General features: G+C 68.4%; 18 protein-coding genes. 14 read left to right on the top strand and 4 right to left on the bottom strand.

The features are described 5' to 3' along the window. From ACLQ3C_RS07165 to acs, 3 genes are all read right to left on the bottom strand, one after another. A complete protein-coding gene (locus tag ACLQ3C_RS07165; RefSeq protein ID WP_425704349.1) occupies positions 1-930 on the bottom strand; it encodes an alpha/beta fold hydrolase in 930 nt (309 codons plus the stop codon). 3 nt (positions 931-933) lie between these two features. After that, positions 934-1,503 carry a phage holin family protein gene (locus tag ACLQ3C_RS07160; RefSeq protein WP_425704348.1) on the bottom strand — a complete coding sequence of 190 codons (570 nt, stop codon included), beginning with the start codon at positions 1,501-1,503 and terminating at the stop codon, positions 934-936. 166 nt (positions 1,504-1,669) lie between these two features. Next, entirely contained in the window at positions 1,670-3,622 is a 1,953-nt protein-coding gene (acs, locus tag ACLQ3C_RS07155; protein WP_425704347.1) for an acetate--CoA ligase, read from the bottom strand. A gap of 415 nt (positions 3,623-4,037) precedes the next feature. Between acs and ACLQ3C_RS07150 the strand changes: the two genes are divergently transcribed. The 12 genes from ACLQ3C_RS07150 (at position 4,038) to ACLQ3C_RS07095 (ending at position 15,932) form a co-directional block, all read left to right on the top strand. After that, positions 4,038-5,636, top strand: coding sequence for a peptide ABC transporter substrate-binding protein (locus ACLQ3C_RS07150; RefSeq protein ID WP_425704346.1), 1,599 nt, complete (start codon positions 4,038-4,040; stop codon positions 5,634-5,636). A 94-nt stretch (positions 5,637-5,730) separates the two neighbouring features. After that, a complete protein-coding gene (locus ACLQ3C_RS07145; RefSeq protein ID WP_425704345.1) occupies positions 5,731-6,657 on the top strand; it encodes an ABC transporter permease in 927 nt (308 codons plus the stop codon). Beyond that, positions 6,650-7,657, top strand: coding sequence for an ABC transporter permease (locus ACLQ3C_RS07140; protein ID WP_425704344.1), 1,008 nt, complete (start codon positions 6,650-6,652; stop codon positions 7,655-7,657). Before ACLQ3C_RS07145 ends, ACLQ3C_RS07140 begins: the two co-directional genes overlap by 8 nt. Further along, the gene (locus ACLQ3C_RS07135) at positions 7,654-9,384 is read left to right on the top strand and encodes a dipeptide ABC transporter ATP-binding protein (protein WP_425704343.1); all 1,731 of its coding nucleotides are present in this window, start codon (positions 7,654-7,656) and stop codon (positions 9,382-9,384) included. Before ACLQ3C_RS07140 ends, ACLQ3C_RS07135 begins: the two co-directional genes overlap by 4 nt. A 55-nt stretch (positions 9,385-9,439) precedes the next feature. Continuing rightward, positions 9,440-10,195 (top strand): oxidoreductase, encoded by a 756-nt coding sequence (locus ACLQ3C_RS07130; protein WP_425704342.1) that lies wholly within the window; start codon positions 9,440-9,442, stop codon positions 10,193-10,195. Positions 10,196-11,145: 950 nt separating this feature from the next. Continuing rightward, the gene (gene ssd, locus ACLQ3C_RS07125; protein WP_425704341.1) at positions 11,146-12,201 is read left to right on the top strand and encodes a septum site-determining protein Ssd; all 1,056 of its coding nucleotides are present in this window, start codon (positions 11,146-11,148) and stop codon (positions 12,199-12,201) included. After that, positions 12,198-13,367, top strand: a complete 1,170-nt coding sequence (locus tag ACLQ3C_RS07120; protein WP_425704340.1) for a TadA family conjugal transfer-associated ATPase — start codon at positions 12,198-12,200, stop codon at positions 13,365-13,367. The genes ssd and ACLQ3C_RS07120 overlap by 4 nt, the downstream gene beginning before the upstream one ends. Continuing rightward, positions 13,364-14,191: a type II secretion system F family protein gene (locus ACLQ3C_RS07115; RefSeq protein WP_425704339.1), complete on the top strand. Its 828-nt coding sequence runs from the start codon at positions 13,364-13,366 to the stop codon at positions 14,189-14,191. The genes ACLQ3C_RS07120 and ACLQ3C_RS07115 overlap by 4 nt, the downstream gene beginning before the upstream one ends. After that, positions 14,188-14,811 (top strand): type II secretion system F family protein, encoded by a 624-nt coding sequence (locus ACLQ3C_RS07110; RefSeq protein ID WP_425704338.1) that lies wholly within the window; start codon positions 14,188-14,190, stop codon positions 14,809-14,811. Before ACLQ3C_RS07115 ends, ACLQ3C_RS07110 begins: the two co-directional genes overlap by 4 nt. Before the next feature lie 115 nt (positions 14,812-14,926). Continuing rightward, entirely contained in the window at positions 14,927-15,148 is a 222-nt protein-coding gene (locus ACLQ3C_RS07105; RefSeq protein WP_425704450.1) for a DUF4244 domain-containing protein, read from the top strand. A gap of 2 nt (positions 15,149-15,150) precedes the next feature. Next, entirely contained in the window at positions 15,151-15,567 is a 417-nt protein-coding gene (locus ACLQ3C_RS07100) for a TadE family type IV pilus minor pilin (RefSeq protein ID WP_425704449.1), read from the top strand. Further along, positions 15,564-15,932, top strand: a complete 369-nt coding sequence (locus ACLQ3C_RS07095) for an Rv3654c family TadE-like protein (RefSeq protein WP_425704337.1) — start codon at positions 15,564-15,566, stop codon at positions 15,930-15,932. Before ACLQ3C_RS07100 ends, ACLQ3C_RS07095 begins: the two co-directional genes overlap by 4 nt. Before the next feature lie 60 nt (positions 15,933-15,992). Here ACLQ3C_RS07095 and ACLQ3C_RS07090 read toward each other — a convergent pair whose 3' ends face one another. Further along, a complete protein-coding gene (locus ACLQ3C_RS07090) occupies positions 15,993-16,538 on the bottom strand; it encodes a hypothetical protein (RefSeq protein ID WP_425704336.1) in 546 nt (181 codons plus the stop codon). A gap of 415 nt (positions 16,539-16,953) precedes the next feature. Between ACLQ3C_RS07090 and ACLQ3C_RS07085 the strand changes: the two genes are divergently transcribed. Continuing rightward, a complete protein-coding gene (locus ACLQ3C_RS07085; protein WP_425704335.1) occupies positions 16,954-18,414 on the top strand; it encodes a hypothetical protein in 1,461 nt (486 codons plus the stop codon). A 74-nt stretch (positions 18,415-18,488) separates the two neighbouring features. Further along, complete coding sequence (locus ACLQ3C_RS07080; protein ID WP_425704334.1) at positions 18,489-21,284, top strand: LuxR C-terminal-related transcriptional regulator; 2,796 nt, start codon at positions 18,489-18,491, stop codon at positions 21,282-21,284. The last annotated feature ends 53 nt before the right edge of the window (positions 21,285-21,337 follow it).

Raw genomic sequence — 21,337 nt, 5'->3', positions numbered from 1 at the left:
TCAGGTCTTCAACAACTCCAGGAGTGCTGCGTTGACCGCGTCGGGCTGCTCCTGATGCACGAAGTGACCGCTGCCCTCGATCGTGCGGACATCGAGCGCCTCGGCCCATTGGCTGCTCGCGCGCACCGCGTGGTCGGTGATGAACGGATCGTCGGCGCCGCGCACGGCCAGCGCCGGGATGTGCAGGCGGCGATGCATCAGACGCATGAACCGGAAGCCGTCGGGCCGGAACTGGGACCGGAACGCCCACCGCTGATACTCCAGGCTCGAGTGGGCCACATAAGGGATCTGCATCGCCGAGCGATTGAGCCGGATGGTCTCGGCATAGTCACCGGTGGCGCGCCACGACGGGCCGCCGCGATGGTCGAAGTACCGGGCGATGAAGGCGGCGTCGCGGCGGGTCAGCCGTGATTCCGCATACCGCGGGAGCTGATTCTCCAGAAAGTTCGGCAGGAACGCCGCGCGCTGGTGCCGGCGCACCAGCACGTCATGGCGCAGCGCCCGCGGATGGGGTGAGGCGAGCACCGCGATCCGTGACACCGCACGCGGATGCAGGGTTGCCGTCGCCCAGCAGACCAGGCCGCCGTCGGCATGTCCGACGAGGGTGGCCTCGGTGTATCCGAGTGCCCGGATCAGCGCGTTGGTATCGCCGGCGAGGGTCCAACCGTCGTAGCCGCGGGGCGGTTTGTCGGTGTCACCATAACCGCGCAGATCGACGGCGACCGCGCGGTGGCCGGCCTCGGTGAGTGCGGCGAGCTGGTGTCGCCAGCTCCACCAGAATTCACCGAAGCCGTGCAGCAACAGCACCAGCGGCCGGTCCGCGACCGGCTCGTCGACCTCGACGGCATGAAAGCGCAAGCCGTTCGCCCGCACGTCGAGGTGGCGCCAGACGCCGGGTAGCCGGACACTCGACGGGTCGGGTGCGGCCACCGCTCAGCCTTCGCGGGCGGGCGGGATCTGCGGATGGTCCTCGGTGGTCACCGCGAGCGCGGGGTCGGGTGCCGCCGTCTTGGACCGGTCCGACGGCCGTCCGCTCTTGGCCGGCGGGTCGCTCTTGGGCAGTACCGTCGGGATCTCCTTGACGGTCTCGATCGTCTTCTTCGGCCCGCGGACCTTCTTGAAGAAGAGGTAGCCGGCGAACGCCACGCCGACGGTGATGATCACGAGCAGTCCGAACACGATGAGGAAGGCCGCCCATCGGGGCAGCCACTCGCTGAGCAGCTCGGCGAGAAAGAAGAAGAAGAAGAAACTCGCATAGAGTGCGGTCACCCCGGCCACCACCAGGGCGCCGGTGCCCGCGCCGGCCTTTTTGGCCTCGGTGATCAGCTCGGACTTGGCCAGCGCGACCTCGGAACGGACGAGCGTCGACACGCTCGCGGTCGCATCCTTGACCAGGTTGCCGATGCTCGGTTCGCCCTTGGGGCCGAGGTCGGCATCGGACAGGGGGATCGAGGGGACCGGACGTTCTCCGGGTGCAGACCGGCCGTTCTCGTTTCGGCTCACAGCATCCTCCGTATCTGGGGTGTGGGGCTTATGTTGCCATGCGGGCCCGCCGGCGGTGCCGTGCGACCTCACCGAACGCCGCACACGGATGCGCCACCGGGTGGGGGGTACCCGGTGGCGCACCGTCGACCCGCGTGCCACCGGAGTGGCCCACGGGAAGCTGGGGTCAGGCCTTGCGCCTGCGGATGGATTCGAAGACCGAGGGGTCGACGAGGGTGGAGGTGTCGCCGAGTTCGCGTCCCTCGGCGACGTCTTTGAGCAGGCGGCGCATGATCTTGCCCGAGCGGGTCTTCGGGAGTTCGGGGACGACGTTGATCTCGCGGGGTTTGGCGATCGGGGAGATCTCGGTGGCCACCTGGTCGCGCAACTCCTTGATGAGCTGGTCGCCGCTGTCGGCGACGCCTTCGCGCAGGATGACGAAGGCGACGATGCCCTGGCCGGTGGTGGCGTCGGCGGCGCCGATGACCGCGGCCTCGGCGACCCCGGAGTGGCCGACGAGTGCGGACTCGACCTCGGCGGTGGAGATGCGGTGACCGGAGACGTTCATGACGTCGTCGACGCGGCCGAGCACCCACAGGGCGCCGTCGGCGTCGTAGCGGGCGCCGTCACCGGCGAAGTACCAGCCCGCTTCGGCGAAGCGGGACCAGTAGGTCTCGCGGAAGCGGTCCTCGTCGCCCCAGATGCCGCGCAGCATCGCCGGCCATGGCTGGTCGAGGACGAGGAAGCCCTGCTCGCCCGCGCCGACCGGCTTGGCGTCGTCGCCGACGATATTCGCGGAGATGCCGGGCAGCGGGGTCATCGCCGAGCCGGGTTTGGTGGCGGTGACGCCCGGCAGCGGGGAGATCATGATGGCGCCGGTCTCGGTCTGCCACCAGGTGTCGACGATGGGTGTCTGCCCGGCGCCGATGACCTCGCGGTACCACTTCCAGGCCTCGGGGTTGATCGGTTCGCCGACCGAGCCGAGCAGCCGCAGGGAACTGAGGTCGTGGGCGTCGGGGATCTCGCGGCCCCATTTCATGAAGGTGCGGATCAGCGTCGGGGCGATGTAATAGGTTGTGACGCCGTATTTTTCGATGATCTCGAAGTGTCGGTGTTCGTTGGGGGAGTTGGGGGTGCCCTCGTAGACGACCTCGGTCGCGCCGTTGGACAGCGGTCCGTAGACCAGATAGGAGTGTCCGGTCACCCAGCCGATGTCGGCGCCGCACCAGAAGACGTCGCGGCCTTCCTTGTGGTCGAAGACGTAATGGAAGGTGTAGGACGTCTGGGTGAGGTAGCCACCCGAGGTGTGCACGATGCCCTTGGGTTTGCCGGTGGTGCCCGAGGTGTAGAGCAGAAACAGCGGGTGTTCGGAGTCGAAGGCCTCGGGGGTGTGTTCGGGGGATTGTTCGGCGACGGTGTCGTCCCACCACACGTCGCGGCCGGACACCCAGTTGAGGTCGGGGTCGTGGTTGGTGCGGCGTACGACGAGGACCTTCTCGACCGAGGGTGCGGCGTCGGCGCCGGTGCCCAGCGCGTCGTCGACCGCAGTCTTGAGCGGGGTGGGTTGGCCGCGGCGGTACTGGCCGTCGGTGGTGATGACGAGTTTGGCCTGCGCATCGTCCACACGTGAGCGCAGCGCGCCGGCGGAGAAGCCGGCGAAGACGACCGAATGGGTCAGGCCCAGGCGGGCGCAGGCGAGCATGGAGATCAGCGCCTCGGGCACCATCGGCATGTAGATGGCCACCCGGTCGCCGGCCTGCAAGCCGATCGCGGTGAAGTAGTTGGCGGCCCTGCTGACCTCGTCCTTGAGCTGGGCGTAGGTGATGTCGCGCGAATCGCCGGGCTCACCGATCCAGTGGATCGCGACGCGCGCGCCCTTGCCTGCGGCGACGTGGCGGTCGACGCAGTTGACCGCCACGTTGAGCTTGCCGCCGACGAACCACTTGGCGAACGGGGCATCCGACCAGTCGAGGACCTCGCCGAAGTCGGTGTCCCAGTCCAGGCGGCGGGCCTGGGTCGCCCAGAACTCGAGCCGATCGGCCTGCGCCTGACCGTAGAGTTCGGCGGTGCCGTTGGCCTGTGCCGTGAACTCCGCCGACGGGGGATAACCGGGAACGGTTTCGGATGCGGATGTGGTCATCTGGGTTGGCCTTTCGCTGATCGGCAACGTCTTCGCGCAGGGACAGCCGGGCGTGCGCCGGCTGCCACCAGGTCCTCATTGTGAGGGTAGTCACGTTGGATGTTGGTTGCAGGCGCGGGTCGCCGATCGCGCCGTGTCGGAGTTGTGGGATACGTCCGAAATTGTCTTTCGCAAAGAGAAGAAAGTTTCCCCTTCGGCGCGACGGGGTGGGTACCGGTCGGTATTGTTACCTTCCGGTCAAGTGGTTTACAGCCTGCGGCCAGGATCCGTTAAGGATCGTCCCATCCAACCTTCGTGCGTGATTCACGAATTGCCGCGCAGCGTATGGACAAGTTCCGGCCAGGGGCGCAGACCGCAGCTTCTGGCGTCGAATCGAATCCGGTTACCGCCGGTGTGCCTCGGAGGGCGATAGCGAGTGAAGTTGAGAAAAATCTGGGTGGCGATGGGTGCGGCCGTGGTGGCCGCCGGAGTCCTCTCGGCATGTGGGAGTTCGTCGGACGACTCCAACGGGTACATCCGGGTGTACGGCGGGGAGCCGGAGACCGGGCTGATCACCACCACGACCAACGAGAACATCGGGGGACGCGTCGTCGACTCCCTGTTCACCGGCCTGTATGCCTATGACGCACAGGGCAACCCGAGGCCTGCGATGGTCGACAAGCTCGAGACCACGGACAACAAGAACTACACCATCACCATCAAGAAGGGCTGGAAGTTCGACGACGGCACCGAGGTCAAGGCGCACAACTTCGTCGATGCCTGGAACTTCGGGGCCTACACGCCCAACGCCCAGAAGCAGCAGAGCTTCTTCGAGCCGATCCAGGGCTACGACGAGGTCGCCTCGGAGCATCCGACCGTCAAGACCATGTCGGGGCTGAAGGTCGTCGACGACTACACCTTCACCGTCGCCCTCAAGGACCCGAACATCGACTTCAAGCTCGGACTCGGGTTCACCCCGTTCAAGCCGCTGCCCGACGTCGCGTTCAAAGACATCAATGCGTTCGGGCAGAAGCCGATCGGCAACGGCCCGTACAAGTTCGTCGACTGGCAGCACAACCAGAAGATCGATGTCGAGGCCAAGTCCGACTACCCCGGTCCGGACAAGGCGAAGAACAAGGGCATCACCTTCGTCGCCTATCAGGATCCCGGTGCGGCCTACAGTGACCTGCAATCGGGCAATCTCGATGCCCTCGAGGTCATCCCGACCTCGGCGCTGCGCACCTACAAGAAAGACCTCGGCGAGTCGCAGGTCGTGAACAAGCCGGTCGCCGCCAACCTGACGATCACCATCCCGGAGAACCTGCCGCACTTCTCCGGTCAGGAGGGACGTCTACGGCGCCAGGCGATCTCGATGGCCATCAACAGGCCGCAGATCGCGCAGAACATCTTCTCCGGCACCCGGACGCCGTCCACGGACTTCACCTCCGCGTCGCTGCCGGGCCATGACGCCCACATCCCGGGTTCGGACGTGCTCACCTACAACGCGGCCAAGGCCAAGGATCTCTGGGCGCAGGCCAATGCGATCGCCCCGTGGTCGGGAAGCTTCGTGATCGCCTCGAACTACGATGGCGGACACAAGGACTGGATCGATGCCGCATCCAACGACATCAAGAACACGTTGGGCATCGATGCGCACGGTGAATCCGTCCCGACCTTCAAGCAGTTGCGTTCGGAGGTCAACGCCCGCACCATCCGGACCGCGTTCCGTACCGGCTGGCAGGGTGACTACCCGTCGATTCTGGAGTTCCTGTACCCGCTGTATGTGACCGGGGCCGGCTCCAACGACGGCGACTACTCCAACCCGCAGTTCGACGCGGCGATCCACAGTGCGCTGACGCAGCCGACCGACGATGCGGCCTACAAGGCGGCCAACGGGTCTCAGCAGATCCTGTTGCAGGATCTGCCGGCGATCCCGCTGTTCGACTACGTCTCGACGCTGGGTCTGGCCCAGGGTGTCAAGGGCACCGTCACCTGGAACAACCTGCCCGACTATCCCAATCTGACCAAGAGCTGAGGTCTCGGGCCCACCCGCTCGGCCCGCACCGGTCGCCGTTCGGCGGCCGGTGCGGCCGAGGGGGTCCGATTCCGTGCGCGAGAGATGAATTGACATGCTCTGGTACACAATTCGACGCATTCTGCAGCTGATCCCGGTCTTCTTCGGCGCCACCCTGCTGCTCTATTTCATGGTGTTCAGCCTGCCGGGTGATCCGACCGCGGCGATGGGCGGCGGTAAACCGCTTACTCCCGCGGTCCGCGAGCAGATCCGCAACCAATACCACCTCAATGACGGCTTCTTCCAACAGTATTGGCACTATCTGAGTGGCATCTTCACCGGCGATTTCGGGATGTCGTTCTCCGGCCGCCCGGTGGCCGACGTGATGGCGCAGACCTTTCCGGTGACGATCCGGCTGGCGATCTTCGCGCTGATCATCGAGGCCGTGTTCGGCATCGTGTTCGGTGTGATCGCCGGACTCCGCCGCGGCGGGGTGTTCGACGCGACCGTCTTGTTCGCGAGTCTCGTGGTCATCGCGATCCCGATCTTCGTGATCGGCTTCATCGCCCAGTTCCTCTTCGGGGTGAAGTGGGGGATCGCGCCGGTCACGGTCGGCGCCAACGACGACCTGGCACATCTATGGCTACCGGCCTTCGTCCTGGCGTCGGCATCATTCGCCTACGTCCTGCGACTGACCCGGAACTCGGTGGCCGAGAACTCGACTGCCGACTTCGTACGTACCGCGACCGCCAAAGGTGCATCACGCCCGCGCGTGGTGATCGTGCACATCCTGCGCAACTCGCTGATCCCGGTGGTCACCTTCCTGGGTGTCGACCTCGGGGCCCTGATGGCCGGCGCGGTGGTCACCGAGGGCATCTTCAACATCAACGGGATCGGTCAGACCATCTTCCGCAGTGTGAGTCTCGGTGAGGCGCCGACCGTGGTGTCGATCGTCACCGTGCTCGTGATCATCTACCTGGTGGCGAATCTGGTCGTGGACCTGCTGTACGCCGTGATCGATCCGAGGATCCGATATGCCTGAAAGTTTCTTCCCGCCCGAATCCGAGGCCGAGGTCCTGCGCTCGGACGCCGAGACGCTCGGTGAGACAACACGTCCGGGCCAGCAACGATTCGTCGCGCCCGCCGACGAGGTCGAGGTGCTCGACGCCGACCCGGTCCGCGACAGCGGTGCCTCGGCCGGCTTCTGGAAGGGGGCCTGGCTGCAGCTGCGGACGAGCCCGACCTTCCTCATCGCCTCGGTCATGATCATCCTGGTGATCCTGATCTGTCTGTTCCCGTCCCTGTTCGCCCACCAGGACCCGCGCCACTGCGTCGGCGCGAACAGCCTGCTCTCACCGAGCTCCGCCCACTGGTTCGGCACCGACCTACAGGGCTGTGACATATACGCGCGCACCATCTACGGCGCCCGCGACTCGGTGATCGTCGGCATCTGCACCACGCTGCTGGTGTTCATCGTGGGCGGTCTCATCGGCGTGCTCGCCGGGTACCTCGGCGGCTGGTTCGACGTTCTGCTCTCGCGGGTCACCGACATCTTCTTCGCGCTGCCGCTGATCCTGGCGGCGATCGTGATCATGCAGATGTTCACCCATCGCACGGTGTGGACGGTGGTGGCGATCCTGGCCGTCTTCGGCTGGCCACAGATCGCGCGCATCTCCCGCGGCTCGACGATCGCCGTCAAGAACAACGAATTCATCACCGCAGCAACCTCCCTGGGGTCGTCGCGGGCGCGGATCGTGTTCTCCCACGTGGTCCCCAACGCGCTCGGCCCGGTGATCGTCACCTGCACGATCTCGCTGGGAGTGTTCATCGTGACCGAGGCGACGCTGTCCTACCTCGGCATCGGACTGCCCTCGACGGCGGTCTCGTGGGGCATCGACATCGCCGCCGGCCAGGACCTGCTGCGAGCGGGCAATCCGATTCTGCTGTATCCCGCAGGCGCACTTGCCCTCACCGTGTTGAGCTTCATGTTGATGGGTGATGCGCTGCGGGACTCGCTCGACCCGAAATCGAGGACGCGATGACCGAGCACCACACCGAAGACCCCGCCGGCACCGCAGGCACCCACGGCGACGTCGCACCGTTGCTGGACATCAAGGATCTCGAGGTCGCGTTCGGCAGTGACAAGGATTCGGTACGGGCCGTCTCCGGGGTCAACCTGCGGGTCTATCCCGGTCAGACCGTCGCCGTGGTCGGCGAATCCGGATCGGGCAAGACCACCACCGCCAATGCCGTACTCAACCTGCTGCCCGGTTCCGGCCGTATCACCGGCGGCACCATCATGTTCGACGGCCTCGACCTGACCAAGGCGTCGGCCAAGCAGATCGACCAGTTGCGTGGCACCGGAATCGGTTTGGTGCCCCAGGATCCGATGTCGAATCTGAACCCGTTGTGGAAAATCGGCTTTCAGGTCCGTGAGGCGATCGAGGTCAACAAGGTCGCGAAGGGATCGGCGGCCAAGAAGCGGGCGGCGGAGGTGCTCGAAGAGGCGGGCATGTCCGATGCGGCCGCCCGGATGAATCAGTATCCGCACGAGTTCTCCGGTGGCATGCGCCAGCGCGCGCTGATCGCCATCGGGCTGGCGTGCCGGCCCAAACTGCTCGTCGCCGACGAGCCCACCTCGGCGCTCGATGTCACGGTGCAGCGCCAGATCCTCGATCACCTCGACGGCCTGACCGAGGAGCTGGGGACCGCGGTGCTGCTGATCACCCACGATCTGGGGCTGGCCGCCGAACGGGCCGACCACATCGTCGTCATGTACCGCGGCAAGGTGGTCGAATCCGGGTCTGCAGTCGAGATCCTGCAACACCCACAGCACGCCTACACCCGGCGGCTGGTGCAGGCGGCGCCGTCCCTGGCGGCCCGGCGCACGATGCGGGCCACGCCGGCCCCGGGCGAGGTGGCCCCACGCGACCGCGAAACCGGCCCGGATGCACCGGCGTCGGCCGCACTGATCGTCGCCGACCAACTCGTGAAGGAGTTCACGGTGCGCGGCAAGGTGCCGTGGCGTTCGACGCCGTTCCGGGCAGTCGACGACGTCTCGTTCACGGTGCGCCGCGGCACCACCACCGTCATCGTCGGGGAGTCGGGATCGGGTAAGTCGACGGTCGCCCAGATGGTCCTCGGGCTGTTGCCGCCCACCGCGGGTCGTGTCGAATTCGACGGCACCGATGTCAGCTCGGTCCGGGGCCGGGCCGCCCTTGGGCTGCGGCGCCGGGTACAGCCGGTGTTCCAGAACCCCTACGGGTCCATCGATCCGATGTTCTCGATCTTCCGGGTCGTCGAGGAGCCGCTGCGGGTCCACAAGATCGGTGACAAGGCCGGCCGCGAGAAGCGGGTCCGTGAGCTGCTCGACCGCGTGGCGCTGCCCGCGTCGGTGATGCGGCGTTACCCCAACGAACTCTCCGGCGGACAGCGGCAGCGGGTGGCGATAGCCCGGGCACTGGCACTGGACCCCGAGGTGGTGGTGTGCGACGAGGCGGTGTCGGCACTCGACGTGCTCGTGCAGGACCAGATCCTGCGCCTGCTCGACGAACTGCAGACCGAGATGGGGCTGACGTACCTGTTCATCACCCACGATCTCGCGGTGGTCCGCCAGATCGCCGACGACGTGCTGGTGATGGAAAAAGGCCGGGTCGTCGAACACCGTTCGGCCGACGAGATCTTCGCCGCTCCCGAGCAGGACTACACCCGTAAACTGCTCGAGGCGATCCCCGGCCGATCGATCCCGCTCGGCCGTACCGGGGCGTGACGCGGCCGTACCGGGTGCGGGCAGGCGTGCATCGAGGCCGGTTTATGGTGATCCGATGAGCACCGATCCGCTTGCGCCGCTGGCCGAACTGCCCGGGGTGGCCGCTGCCGCCGACACCGCGCGGGACGCGCTCGGTGCGGTGCACCGGCATCCGGCCAACCTGCGCGGCTGGGACAAGGCCGCCACCGAGGCCTCGTGGCGGGCCGGGCGCTCGTCGGCGGCCATCGACGGCGGCAGCGTCGAGTTGCGTCGTGACGGCGACTTCGACGACCCGATCCTCGCCGGGGCGATGCGCGTGGCCCAGGCCCTCGACGGTGAGTCGCTCGACGGGCTGACGACGGTATTCCGTCGCGCCCCTGCCCAGGCGTTTGCCCGGTTACACATGCTCGCGGCCGCCGACCTCGTCGACGACCCCGACGAACTCGGCCGTCCGCGCGACGGGGCCGAGGTCGCGACGAGACTGGACCTGCTGTCGCAGCTGATCACCGGCGGTACGCGCGTGGGCGCGCCGGTCCTCGCGGCCGTCGTACACGGAGAACTGCTCGGCCTGAACGCCTTTGGCAGCGCCAACGGGATCGTGGCACGCGCGGCGTCCCGGCTGGTGTGCACGTCGTCGGGACTCGACCCGCACAACCTGGGAGTGCCGGAGGTGACGTGGTTCCGACGGGTCGCCGACTACCGTGTGCTCTCCGAGGCGTTCGGCAGCGGCCGTCCGCAGGCCCTGCAGGATTGGATCGTGTTCTGCTGCGAGGCGCTCACCGCCGGCGCGGCCGAGGCGAAGTCGATCGCCGACGCCGCGCGAGCCGGCTGACCAGAGGAGCGCACAGCATTGCGGGCGGCGATCCGGTCCGAAGAACCGGGTCGCCGCCCGCAAAGCACGGACCCAGGTTACCAAGCGTGCTTGGTGGGTTGTGGTTACCGCCTCGGCGATGAGTCCCGCTCATCTGTCACGAAAACCGTTCCGGCGCTGCCGATCTCGTCCCACACGACGCCATCGATGACGACGTCGGCGCTGTCCGGGGTCGAGGCGCTGCCATGTGCGGTATCGCCCAAAAGGCCGGGATTTCGCAGGCGCACAACACTTGTGCCTTTATGCGGCTCACTCCGCGTGGGTACTTGCCGCCCGTGCTGGGAAGTGCCCGAAATGGGGGTCCGCTTCTTCTCTTCCGAATCGGACGTTGCCTTCCGAGGTTCCGTAACACCTTTGTACACCGTGACGTCGATCACATCAAGGCTCCGGCCGGTGAGTGGTTGCCGATGTGTGCGGGGGCGCAATTCGCGTCTCGACCGAGCGCCGGCGGAGGCGTTGCCGCTGCTAGCGGGGCTTCTCAGCTCACTGTAAGTCGACTTGGGGTATGTCGCGCGATGCCGCGGCGTCATGAGCGGGTCGGCCAGAGTGAGTCATTTGTACAGCGAAACAAACCTGCAGGTAGGAGGGTCGCTGCACGGCCGGACGGCGCGTTTGCGATAGGTATTTGCGGCGGCGGGCGCAACGTGTATAGTCGTGGGTACCCGGTCTTCGGACCGGTGCCTTTCAGCCCGACCCCCCGGGGCTGAAACGCGACGACCCCGGCCTCCTCCCCCCCTTGGCCGGGGTTGTCCTCTGTCTGGGGTCTTTTTCTTCTGGTGGGCACTTTTCCGTTGCTGGGCCTCTGACCCAGATCTCCACCGTTTGTCCCCATTCCGGTCTGTCTCCACAGATCGCTGCCGCTGGGCCGGCAGATCCGCAGTCGATGCGCCGGTGCGCGTCAGGATGACGGCATGTCCGAAGTCCTGCTCGCCCTAGTCGATGCCGAGTTGCGTGATGATGTCGCGCGCTGCGCCGCGGCCGCCGGGTACCGGCTGGTCGTCGGCGAGCCCGCCGCCTGCCGAGCGGACTGGCTGCGCGCGTGTGCGGTCGTCGTCGATCCGTCGGCGGTCGCGGCGCTCGCGGCCACCGCGGTGCCGCGACGTACCGGGGTGCTGCTCGTCGCCACCGCCGCACCGCCGGCCGGGGTGTGGCGGGCGGCGATGGACCTCGGTGCCGGCGATGCCGCGCTGCTGCCCGCCGACGAGGGCCATCTCGTGCGCACCCTGACCGAGCTGCGCGCACCACGGCGGTCCGCCGGTGGCGGTCTCGCGGTGCTGAGCGCCCATGGCGGCGCGGGTGCGTCGGTGTTGTCGGCGGCCACCGCCCTGGCTGCCGGCGACGCCGGTGAACAGGTCTTGCTGCTCGACGCCGACGACCTCGGCGGCGGGCTCGATCTGATCCTCGGCATCGAGGACCGGGCCGGATTGCGCTGGCAGGACCTCACTCTGGAAGGCGGTGCCGTCAACGGTCAGGCGCTGCACAGCGCGCTGCCACGCGTCGACGACCGGGTCGCGGTGCTGACCTCGCGTCGCGACGATTCGCAACCCATTCACGCCGATGCCGTGCTGGCCACGCTCGACGCCGGGCGGGGGCACGGGGATCTGGTCGTCGTCGACCTGCCGCGCGCCGACACCGACGTGGTGCGCGGCGTCGTCGAATCGGTGGATCTGGTGCTGTTGGTGACATCGGCGACCGTCGCCGGATGTGCCGCCGCCACACAGGTGGCCGAGCGCCTGCTCACCCGGGCCGCGGATCTCGCACTGGCCGTTCGTGGTCCGTCGCCGGGCGGATTGCGCGCTGCCCAGATCGCCGACGCAGTCGATATGCGCCTGGTCGCCTCATATCGTCCGGACCCGCGTCTGCCCGCGCGCCTGGAGGACGGTCGCCCGCACATCGCGGCGCGCGGTCCGCTCGGCCGTGCGGCACAGGCGGTCTACGGGGCGGTCGGTACGGGGCGGGGCGCATGAATGCGCGGACCGACGAGGCCCTGCTCGAGCGGGTGCGGTCGCGGCTGGCCGCCGACGCCGTCGAGCCCACCGCCGCCGTCATCGCCGATGCCATCCGGGCCGAGTCGGGCGGAGTGCTCGGTGACACCGATCTCCTTGCGGCGCTGCGCTATCTGCAGACCGAACTGACCGGTGCGGGTCGCCTCGAAGAGCTGCTCGCCGAGCCGGGTATCGCCGATCTCCTCGTCGTCGGACCCGACCGCGTGTGGGTCGATCGCGGTGCAGGACTCGAGCTCACACCGATCCGCTTCGACGATGACGCCGCGGTGCGCCGTCTCGCCGGGCGGTTGGCGCTCGCCGCCGGCCGGCGCCTCGACGATGCGCAGCCCTGGGTCGACGCGCAGCTGTCGAATCTGGGCCGGCGCGGCTACACGGTGCGTCTGCACGCGGTGATCCCGCCGCTGGCCGCCGACGGGACGTGCTTGTCGCTCCGCGTGTTACGCAGCGCCGGTATGGGTTTCGATGCGCTGGTGGCCACCGGGGCGGTACCCGCGCCGGCCGCCGAAATGTTGCAGACGATTCTGCGCGCCCGGTTGTCGTTCCTCATCATCGGCGGGACGGGGACGGGCAAGACGACGCTCCTCGGGGCGCTGATCGGCCAGATGGGCCCGGCCGAACGTGTGCTCTGCGTGGAGGATGCACCCGAGTTGACCCCGACGCACCCGCACGTCGTGCGACTGGTGGCGCGCACCGCCAATGTCGAAGGCGCGGGCGAGGTTCCGGTCCGGATGCTGGTGCGCCAGGCGCTGCGGATGCGCCCGGACCGCATCATCGTCGGTGAGGTGCGCGGTGCCGAGGTCATCGACCTGCTGACCGCGCTCAACACCGGTCACGACGGCAGCGGCGGGACGCTGCACGCGAACTCCACCGCGGAGGTGCCGGCCCGGATGGAGGCGCTCGCCGCGCTCGGCGGGATGGGCCGCGACGCCCTGCACAGTCAGCTCTCGGCCGCGGTGCAGGTGGTGCTCGGGTTGGCGCGCACAGCCGACGGTACCCGCGGGCTGTCCGAGATCGGTGTACTCCGGCGCGGCTCGGACGGACTGGTCACCACGGTGCCGGTGTGGCTGCGCAGCACCGGTTTCACTCCGCACCGCGCACTTCTCGACGAGATGGTGGCGGCCCGATGACCGCCATCCTGCTCGCCGCCGCATGCGCGGTGCTGTGTTCGGGACGATCCCGCGCCGGACATCGCCTCCGTGCATTCGCCGGCAGTGCAGCCGGTCCGGCCCGGACCACCGTGCCACGAATGCTCGTCGTGCCGGCAGCTCTGGGCGGTGCGTTGCTCGTCGGCGGGGTGGCGGCGCTGTGCGCGGCGGGAGTTCTCGTCAGCCTCTACCTCTGGCGTATCCGCCGCCGCCGACGTACCGAGGACGCGGATTCGCATCGGGATGATCTGCTGACCGCATTGTCGTTGATGATCGCCGAGTTGTCGGTGGGCGCTCCGCCGGCGCGGGCCTGCGCGGCCGCCGCGGCCGAGATGTCGGACGGCGGCACGTCCGGCCGCGCCGACTCGGTCGCAGCGGCACTGGCCATGCTGGCCGGCCGTGCCGAACTCGGCGGCAGCGTGATCGCCGGTGAGGTGATCGGAGGGAGCGGGCTCACCGGCGGGGGTGAGCAATCGTGGCATCGCATCGCGATCGCGTGGCAGACGTCCGAGACCTACGGGCTACCGCTGGCCGAGCTGCTCGGGTCGGTCCGCGCGGACATGGTGGCGCGCAAGACCTTCACCGAGCGGACCCGAGCAGGCATGGCCGGCCCGCGGGCCACCGCCGCTGTGCTGGCCGGACTCCCGCTGCTCGGCGTCGCCCTGGGACAGGCCACTGGAGCGCGGCCGCTATCGACCCTGCTCGGCGGGGGGATCGGCGGCATTCTCCTGGTGGTCGGCACCGTTCTGGTGGCTGCCGGAGTGGTCTGGTCCGAACGCATCGCCGGAAAGGTGCTCTCCTCGTGACGGCCGCGGGTCTGCTCCTGGTGGCCGGTGCCTGTTGGTTGTGGCCGGCGGCGCGATGGCGGTTGTACCGGGTGATCGATGCGCCGGCGCCGCGTGGGCGCGAACCGCGCTTCCTCCGGACCGGCGATCGGCCAGATGACCCGTTCGCGGTCGCTGCCGCGCTCGATCTGCTGGCGGTATGTCTGCGCGCCGGATTGCCGGTGGTCGCCGCGATCCGCGTTGCGGCGCCGAGCGCCCCGCCCTCGCTGGCGCGGCCGATGACGGCCGCCGCCGAACTCCTCGAACTCGGTGCCGACGCCGAACGGGCCTGGGCCAGTGCGTCTTCGGATCTCGGTAGCCGTCGTAGGTTCGGAAAGGCCCGCCCGGACACCGGCTGCTTCGCCGACCTCGCGATGCTCGCCCGTCGGTCGGCGCGGGCCGGCTCGGCGTTGGCCGGTGGTGTCGATGAGCTTGCCGAACACGTCCGGCGCAGTGCCCACGACGACGCCCTCGCCCGCGCCGAACGTGCCGGGGTCATGGTCAGTGGCCCACTGGGACTGTGTTTTCTGCCTGCGTTCATCTGCCTGGGCATCGTGCCGGTGGTGATCGGCCTGGCCGCACAGACCTTGGGCGGATTGTGACAAGAAACTCCCCTCGATGTGGAGCGCAATCGCCGCGTGCTGCGTCCAACTACATGAGAGCCACACTCTCCATCGATGTCAACAGAAGGGAAAACTCATGTCACCCAAGAATCTCATGTCACCCAAGAAGAATTTCCGTTCGGTCCGTGACTGGCTGACCGTTCAGTCGGTGCGGCTGGTGACCGACGACGAAGGGATGAGCACTGCCGAATACGCCATCGGGACCATCGCCGCCGCGGCCTTCGGTGCCATTCTGTACACGGTGGTCACCGGCAACGACATCGTCTCCGCGCTGACCGGGATCATCAACAAGGCCCTCAACACGTCGGTCAACTGATGATGTTGCCACACTGGACATCCCGCGAGGTATGGGTATCGCGGGTATGCCGTCTGTGGAGTGACGACGAGGGGATGGTCACGGTCGAGGCGGCGTACGCGATCGCGGCGATCGTGGCGGTGCTGATTGTCGGGGTCGGTGCGATCGGTGCCGTGGTCACCGAGATCCGGTGCACCGACGCGGCTCGTGAGGTGGCCCGCCTGACCGCGGCCGGCGATGCCGGTGCGCGCGCCGCCGGGGCCCGCCTGGCGGGGACGGATGCGACGATCACCGTGACCGAAGAAGGCGAGCAGATCATCGTCTCGGTCACCGATCGGGTGCTGTCGCTGCCGGGGCTGACGATGTCGGCCCGGGCGGTGGCGATCCGGGAGCCCGACGGCTCCGATCAGGTCGACTTCGCGCCCGGCGTGCAACCGTGAGATCCGGTGCGGGCCTGATCCGGGACGAGCGCGGCTACGCCACCGTGGCGGCGGCGGGGCTGATCGTGGGGCTCGTGTCGGTGCTCATCATGCTCGTCTACGTCGGCGCTGCCGTCGTCGCGCGTCACCGGGCGCAGTCGGCTGCCGACATCGCCGCCCTAGCCGCCGCCGTCGACCAGATCTCCGGCGGCGACGCGTGTCCCACCGCCACCACGGTGGTGGCCCAGCAGCGGACCGGTGCGCGGTTGCGTCACTGCCGGGTCGGTGGCGAGGACGTGATCGTCGAGGTCGTCGTTCCGATCGAGCTGGGCGTCTTCGGTTCCCGGGACGCGGTCGCGTCGGCCCGGGCCGGTCCGGTGCAGTGATGTGCGTGGGCGGTGAAACCTGTTGGGGAGCAGCCATTTGTACGTGAACTGGCGCGACGTCTAACCGATCGCGTCGTCGCCGACGACGATCCGTTTGGGGTACACCCGTACCGAATGCATGGGTGCGAACCACACCTGGTTGAAGTACACCGTGGCATCACCGCGGTAGGCGAGTTCCAAGACGCCGTTGCCCCGCGCGATCGGGATGCGCGGGCGCACCGCGGTGACGAACGGCGCCCAGTGCACCACCTCGCCCTCGGTCAGGAAACCGCCTGCCGCGGCCCAGGTGTCGCCGTGCTCGTCATCGGAGATGGCCAGGTACACGTCACCGAGCGACGGACTGATCCGGGGTCCGACCATCGCGCTCTGCAGATACCACTGCGCGGAGTCGACCATGCCGGCATCGTCGTGGCGTGCCGCCGCCCACGCGAAGTGGATGTCGAGGGCGTCGAGGGCCTGTTCCTCGGAGTAGAACACGTCGTTCTCGCCGATGGTCGAAGGCAGCTGATCTGCCTCCTGAGTCGGGCGTGCCAGCAGGTAGTAGACCGCACACGCCCGCAGGATCATCCTCGGCGCCGCGGCGCGCCGGGCATCCCTGTCGTGCATTGGCTGATTATCGCCGACATCGGGCAGATCGACCTGCCGGACCGCGGAATTCGCCGTGCATTTGTGCCATTCGCGCCCATACACCCGAGGTTCTCCGGCGATGTGCCATCACGCCGGTATGAGTCTTTTGTCCGGATATGGCTGCCGTTCGGCGACGCGTGAGTGGGCCTCAGGTGCGCTGACACGCCCGCGGACCGACGGCCCGACCTCGGCCGATGCCGACTTCTCCGTCGCACCGACCACTGATTGTGCGGCATGAGTCATATGTCCATAAAGATGTGATCTGGCTTTCATAACGGACCGGTTGCGGCGCAAGCTACTCACCGGTAAGTCAGACGGCCATGGGTGCGACCAGTGCAGCTGGGTCGGCGTGACAGACCACGTTTCGATTCACCTGTTTCCATAGGAGAAGAAAGTGCACGCACTCACCAGTCCCGAAGTCACGGCGACGCGCACCCGACGCCCGCGAGTCACCACCGGCCTTGCCCTTGCCGGGGCCGCGGCCATTGCGATCACCCCGCTCGCCATGACCGGCGCACCCGCACTCGCTGCCGACGTGAACCACGCGACCAGCGCGGCCGCCACGACCGGGATCGGGATGTACCAGCAGGTCATCGCCGACACGATTGCCAACATCCAGAAGCTGCAGAAGTCCGCGCCGGACGGCACGCTACCGATCCTCAACCAGATCCTGAGCAACCAGCAGGCGAATCTGTCCGGTCTGGGTTCGGCGCTGGGAACCTTCGGACCGAAGGCGCTCGACGCGCTTCAGACGGAGGTCCCACCGCTGCTGGAAGAGGCCGCCGCCGCACTCGCGGACGGTGACCTGGCCACGGCGATCAACTCGGTGGTCCTCGCGGCCATCCTGCCGGTCACCGCCGGTCTCGATATGCTGCCCGGTCCCATCCTGCCGGCGCTCCAGAAGGTGCTGGCCGGTCCGTTGGAAAATCTCGCCAACGTCATCAATGAAACCCAGAACCAGCTCATCCTGTCCGCAGTCCTCGTGCCGGTCAGCCCGCTGCTCGGGGGCATGGGCGGGTTGGTGCAGGGCATCCAGAACGTGATCGACGCGGCGAAGACAGGTGACCCGGCCGCGACGCTGAACGCGCTGGTGGCGGCGCCCGCGGTGATGCTCGACGGACTCCTCAACGGCGGTTACGGGATCGACCTCGCACCGGTCGCCGGTCTCGGCGGCATTGGGCTCAAGGTCGTCGCGGGCGGAATATTCGGCAACACCGAGTTCGGCGATGACGGAGTCCTGACCCTGCCCGGCAGTGTGTCGTCGTGGCAGTCCTTGCAGAAGGGGATCCTCAAGATCATCACGCCGCCCAAGACCACGTCGGCCACGTCGTCGGTCGCGGTCAAGTCGATCTCGCCCACCGACATCAGCGCCGTGACCAGCCCGCGGGCCACCTCGGTCACCGTCGGTGCGACGACGTCGACGGCCGGTTCGGCGAGCGCGACCGAGTCGAGTGCCACCGCGTCGGCACCCGCCACGGCCGAGCCGACCACCAGCACGCCGACCACCAGCACGCCGTCCACCAGCACGCCGTCCACCAGCACGCCGTCCACCAGCACGCCGTCCACCAGCACGCCGACCACCGGGTCCTCCGAGGCGCCGACCGCACCGTCGTCTGCACCCGAGGCGACCGGCGGCGACTCGGCGACCTCCGCGGAGTCCGCCAACGGCTCGGATGCGACCGGCTCAGGAAGCGCGGGATCGAGCGACACCGGATCGGCAGGTACGAGTTCGGCAGGTACGAGTTCGGCAGGGGCCGGAGCGACGAGCACCGACTCGTCGACCGCATCCTCGTCATCTTCGGCGTCGTCGTCCACGGGCGGATCGAGTGGTTCACAGGGTTCATCGGACTCCTGACCGCCCCTCGCCGCATCGGCGCACTCCCCATCCCGGACACCAGGGTGGGGAGTGTGTCGTGTTACACATGATCGGTGAGTAGCGTCCGCGCCGTGCCGAAGTCCGCGGACGACGGCGTCGTCGGACGCCGAGGGATCATCGACCGGATCGACGACGTGTTGCACGCGGCGTCGTCGGGCATCCCGGACGCCGTCCATACCCTCACGATCGCGGGGAACCCGGGCTCCGGCAGGTCGACGATGCTCGCGGTGGCCGCCCGGCACGGCGCCGCCTTGGGAATGCGGACCCTGTCCGCCCGCGGCTTCGAGGCCGAGTCCACCGAACCCTTCGCCGGGCTCCACGAATTCCTGCTACCGCTGCTGTGCGATGTGCCGGCCGACGACGTGCCTGCGGAACTGGGTGTCGCCGTCGGCCTCGCCTCCGGACCGTCCCCCGATGTGCGCCGGGTCGCCGACGCGGTGGTCGTGGTGATCGCCGCACAGCTGGCGCGCGGCCCGATGCTGCTGCTGATCGACGATCTCCGTCAGCTCGACCGCGAGTCGATCACCGTCGTCGAGGCCATCGCCGACCGGCAACTGCCCGGCCTGTCCCTGATCGCCACGACCCGCGCCGGACGTGCGGCACTGGCGTCGGGGTCCAGGCTGATGCTCGGGCCGTTGACCGAGGCGGAGTCCGATCGTGTCCTGTCCGCCGAGTACCCCGACCTCGAGCCACGATTGCGACGCGGCGTGCTCGCGGCGTCGCTCGGAAATCCGTTGGCGATCACCGAGATTCCGCGCAGCCTCACGTCGGCGCAACGCACCGGCGCCGAGCCGGTGCCGGATCGCCCGGCCCTGACCGCACGCCTGCGACGCCAGATGTCGGCGACGATCACCGAACTGCCGCCCGATACCCGGCTGCTGTTGCTCATGCATGCGATCGATCCGGGCCGGGAACTACGTGCGTTCGACGCCGTGCTCGGCGGCGGTGACGCGCTGGTGGCCTCGCTGCCTGCGGTCGGCGCCGGGCTCGTGGAGCTCACCGATGGCGCCCAGATCGGTATCCACAGCCTGCATCCGGTGGCGCTGCACATGATCGAGACGAGCGCGGTTTCCGCCGAGCGTGATCTCGTCCATCGCGTGCTCGGTGCGGTCTTCGTCGCCGACGGCGCGCCCGATCCGGCGGCGGTGGCCCAGGTGAGTTCCGTCCGGCGCCGCGCGTCACTGATGGAGGCCGCAGCCGAAGCGGCCTGCAGGCAAGGGGATTGGCGCAGCGCCGTCGCATCGCTGGAGGCCGCCGCCCGCGTCGACACCACGGCATCCGAGTGCGCCCGCCGCCTCGCCCGCGCCGCCTACCTGGCGTCGTCGGTCGACCTGACCCTCGCCGCGCGGCTCGTCGGCGAGATGCGGGAGCACGATCGAACCGCGGCGAGCACTCTCGGTGGTGCGCTGGCCATCGCGGCAGTGACCTCACGCGGTGATGCCACGGAACTGGACATGGCCCATCGACTCCTCGACGAGGCCATCGGTCACCGCCGGCGCCGTGACGCACCCGATCCGATGCTGATCGAGGCGATCGGCGAACTCCGGTGGGTGTGCTGGCTTTCCGGACGCAACGACCTGTGGCAGGCATATCAGCGAGTGGCCGCCGAGGTGACCGCGCATCACGCCGTCACCGATATCGCGCACCGGACGGCGCTCTCAGTCCTGCTCGCCGACCGGCTGAGCGTGGCCGAGATCGAGCGCGCGGCCGTCGCGGTCGACCGGCATACCGATTCGACCGCGATCATCCTCGTCGCCGAAGCCGCCGCCGCGGTGGATCGGGTGGCGGTGATGGCGCCACATCTCGAACGGCTCATCGCCGGCGCCGATGACCGCGGCCCGGTCATGCCTGCGGTCTGGGCGACCCTCCTGTTGGCAGATGGTGACCTGGAACGTGGCGCCTTCACGCGTGCCCAGTCCCGACTCGATCACGCCCGGAGTCGGTGGGGCGCTGCGGGTTTCAATTTGCTGTCCTGGGGCGCCGATGCGCAGCAGGCTCGTCTGGCCGCGGTGCGCGGCGACCCGGCGGACGTGGCGGATCGGGTGGCGCGGCCGGTGTCGTGGGCTATCCCCCGACGCGCGCGTACCGTGCTGACCGAGACTGCACGCGCCGAGTTGATGTCGGCGGCAGCACGTTCCGACGCCATCGGTGTTCTGGAGCGGGCCGCAGCCGTCGGACCGATCGGCGAGTTCGCCGACGATTTCCTGCCCGCCCGGGCCGTCGCGCTCGACATCGTCGTCGCCGCCCGACAGGTGGGCCGCCTCGATGTGGCCCGCGCACATGTGGATGCGATGACCCGGGCCGGATTCGGTCTGATCTCGCCGCGTTGCAGCATGATTCACTTGGCCGCACAGGCATGCGTGCTGCCCGACGAAGCGGCTCGGACGTTGTTCCGCGCGGCCCTTGCGGTGCCGGGTGCGCAGCAGTGGCCGTTCGATCTGGCGCGGGTCCACTACTATTTCGGCGCGCATCTGCGACGGATGCATGCGGTTGCCGAATCACGTGAGCCGCTGTCCACCGCGCTACAACTGTTCGCCGGGATGGAGTGCCGGCACTGGGCCGAGCTGGTGCGGGCCGAACTCGATACCGCGGTGGTGGCGCGCCAGGTGTTCGGTGGTCCGGCCGCCGGCGGACTGACCCACCGGGAACTGCGGATCGCCGAGGCGGCGGCATCGGGATTGAGCAACAAGGCGATCGGCGTGCAGACGGGTATCTCGGCACGGACGGTGGGCAATCACCTCCACCACGTGTACGTCAAACTCGGGATCGGATCGCGTGGCGGTCTGCGAGACGCACTGCGGGAACTGCGGGCCGACGCCGACGACACGCAGAACACCCCTACGCCGTAGATCGGTGTCACCTGGTGGCAGCAATCTACGGCACTGGCACGCCGGTCCTCCGC

The sequence above is a fragment of the Gordonia sp. DT30 genome, assembly GCF_049844915.1.
Lineage (GTDB): Bacteria > Actinomycetota > Actinomycetes > Mycobacteriales > Mycobacteriaceae > Gordonia.
This window is presented reverse-complemented; position numbering and strand designations above follow the sequence as displayed.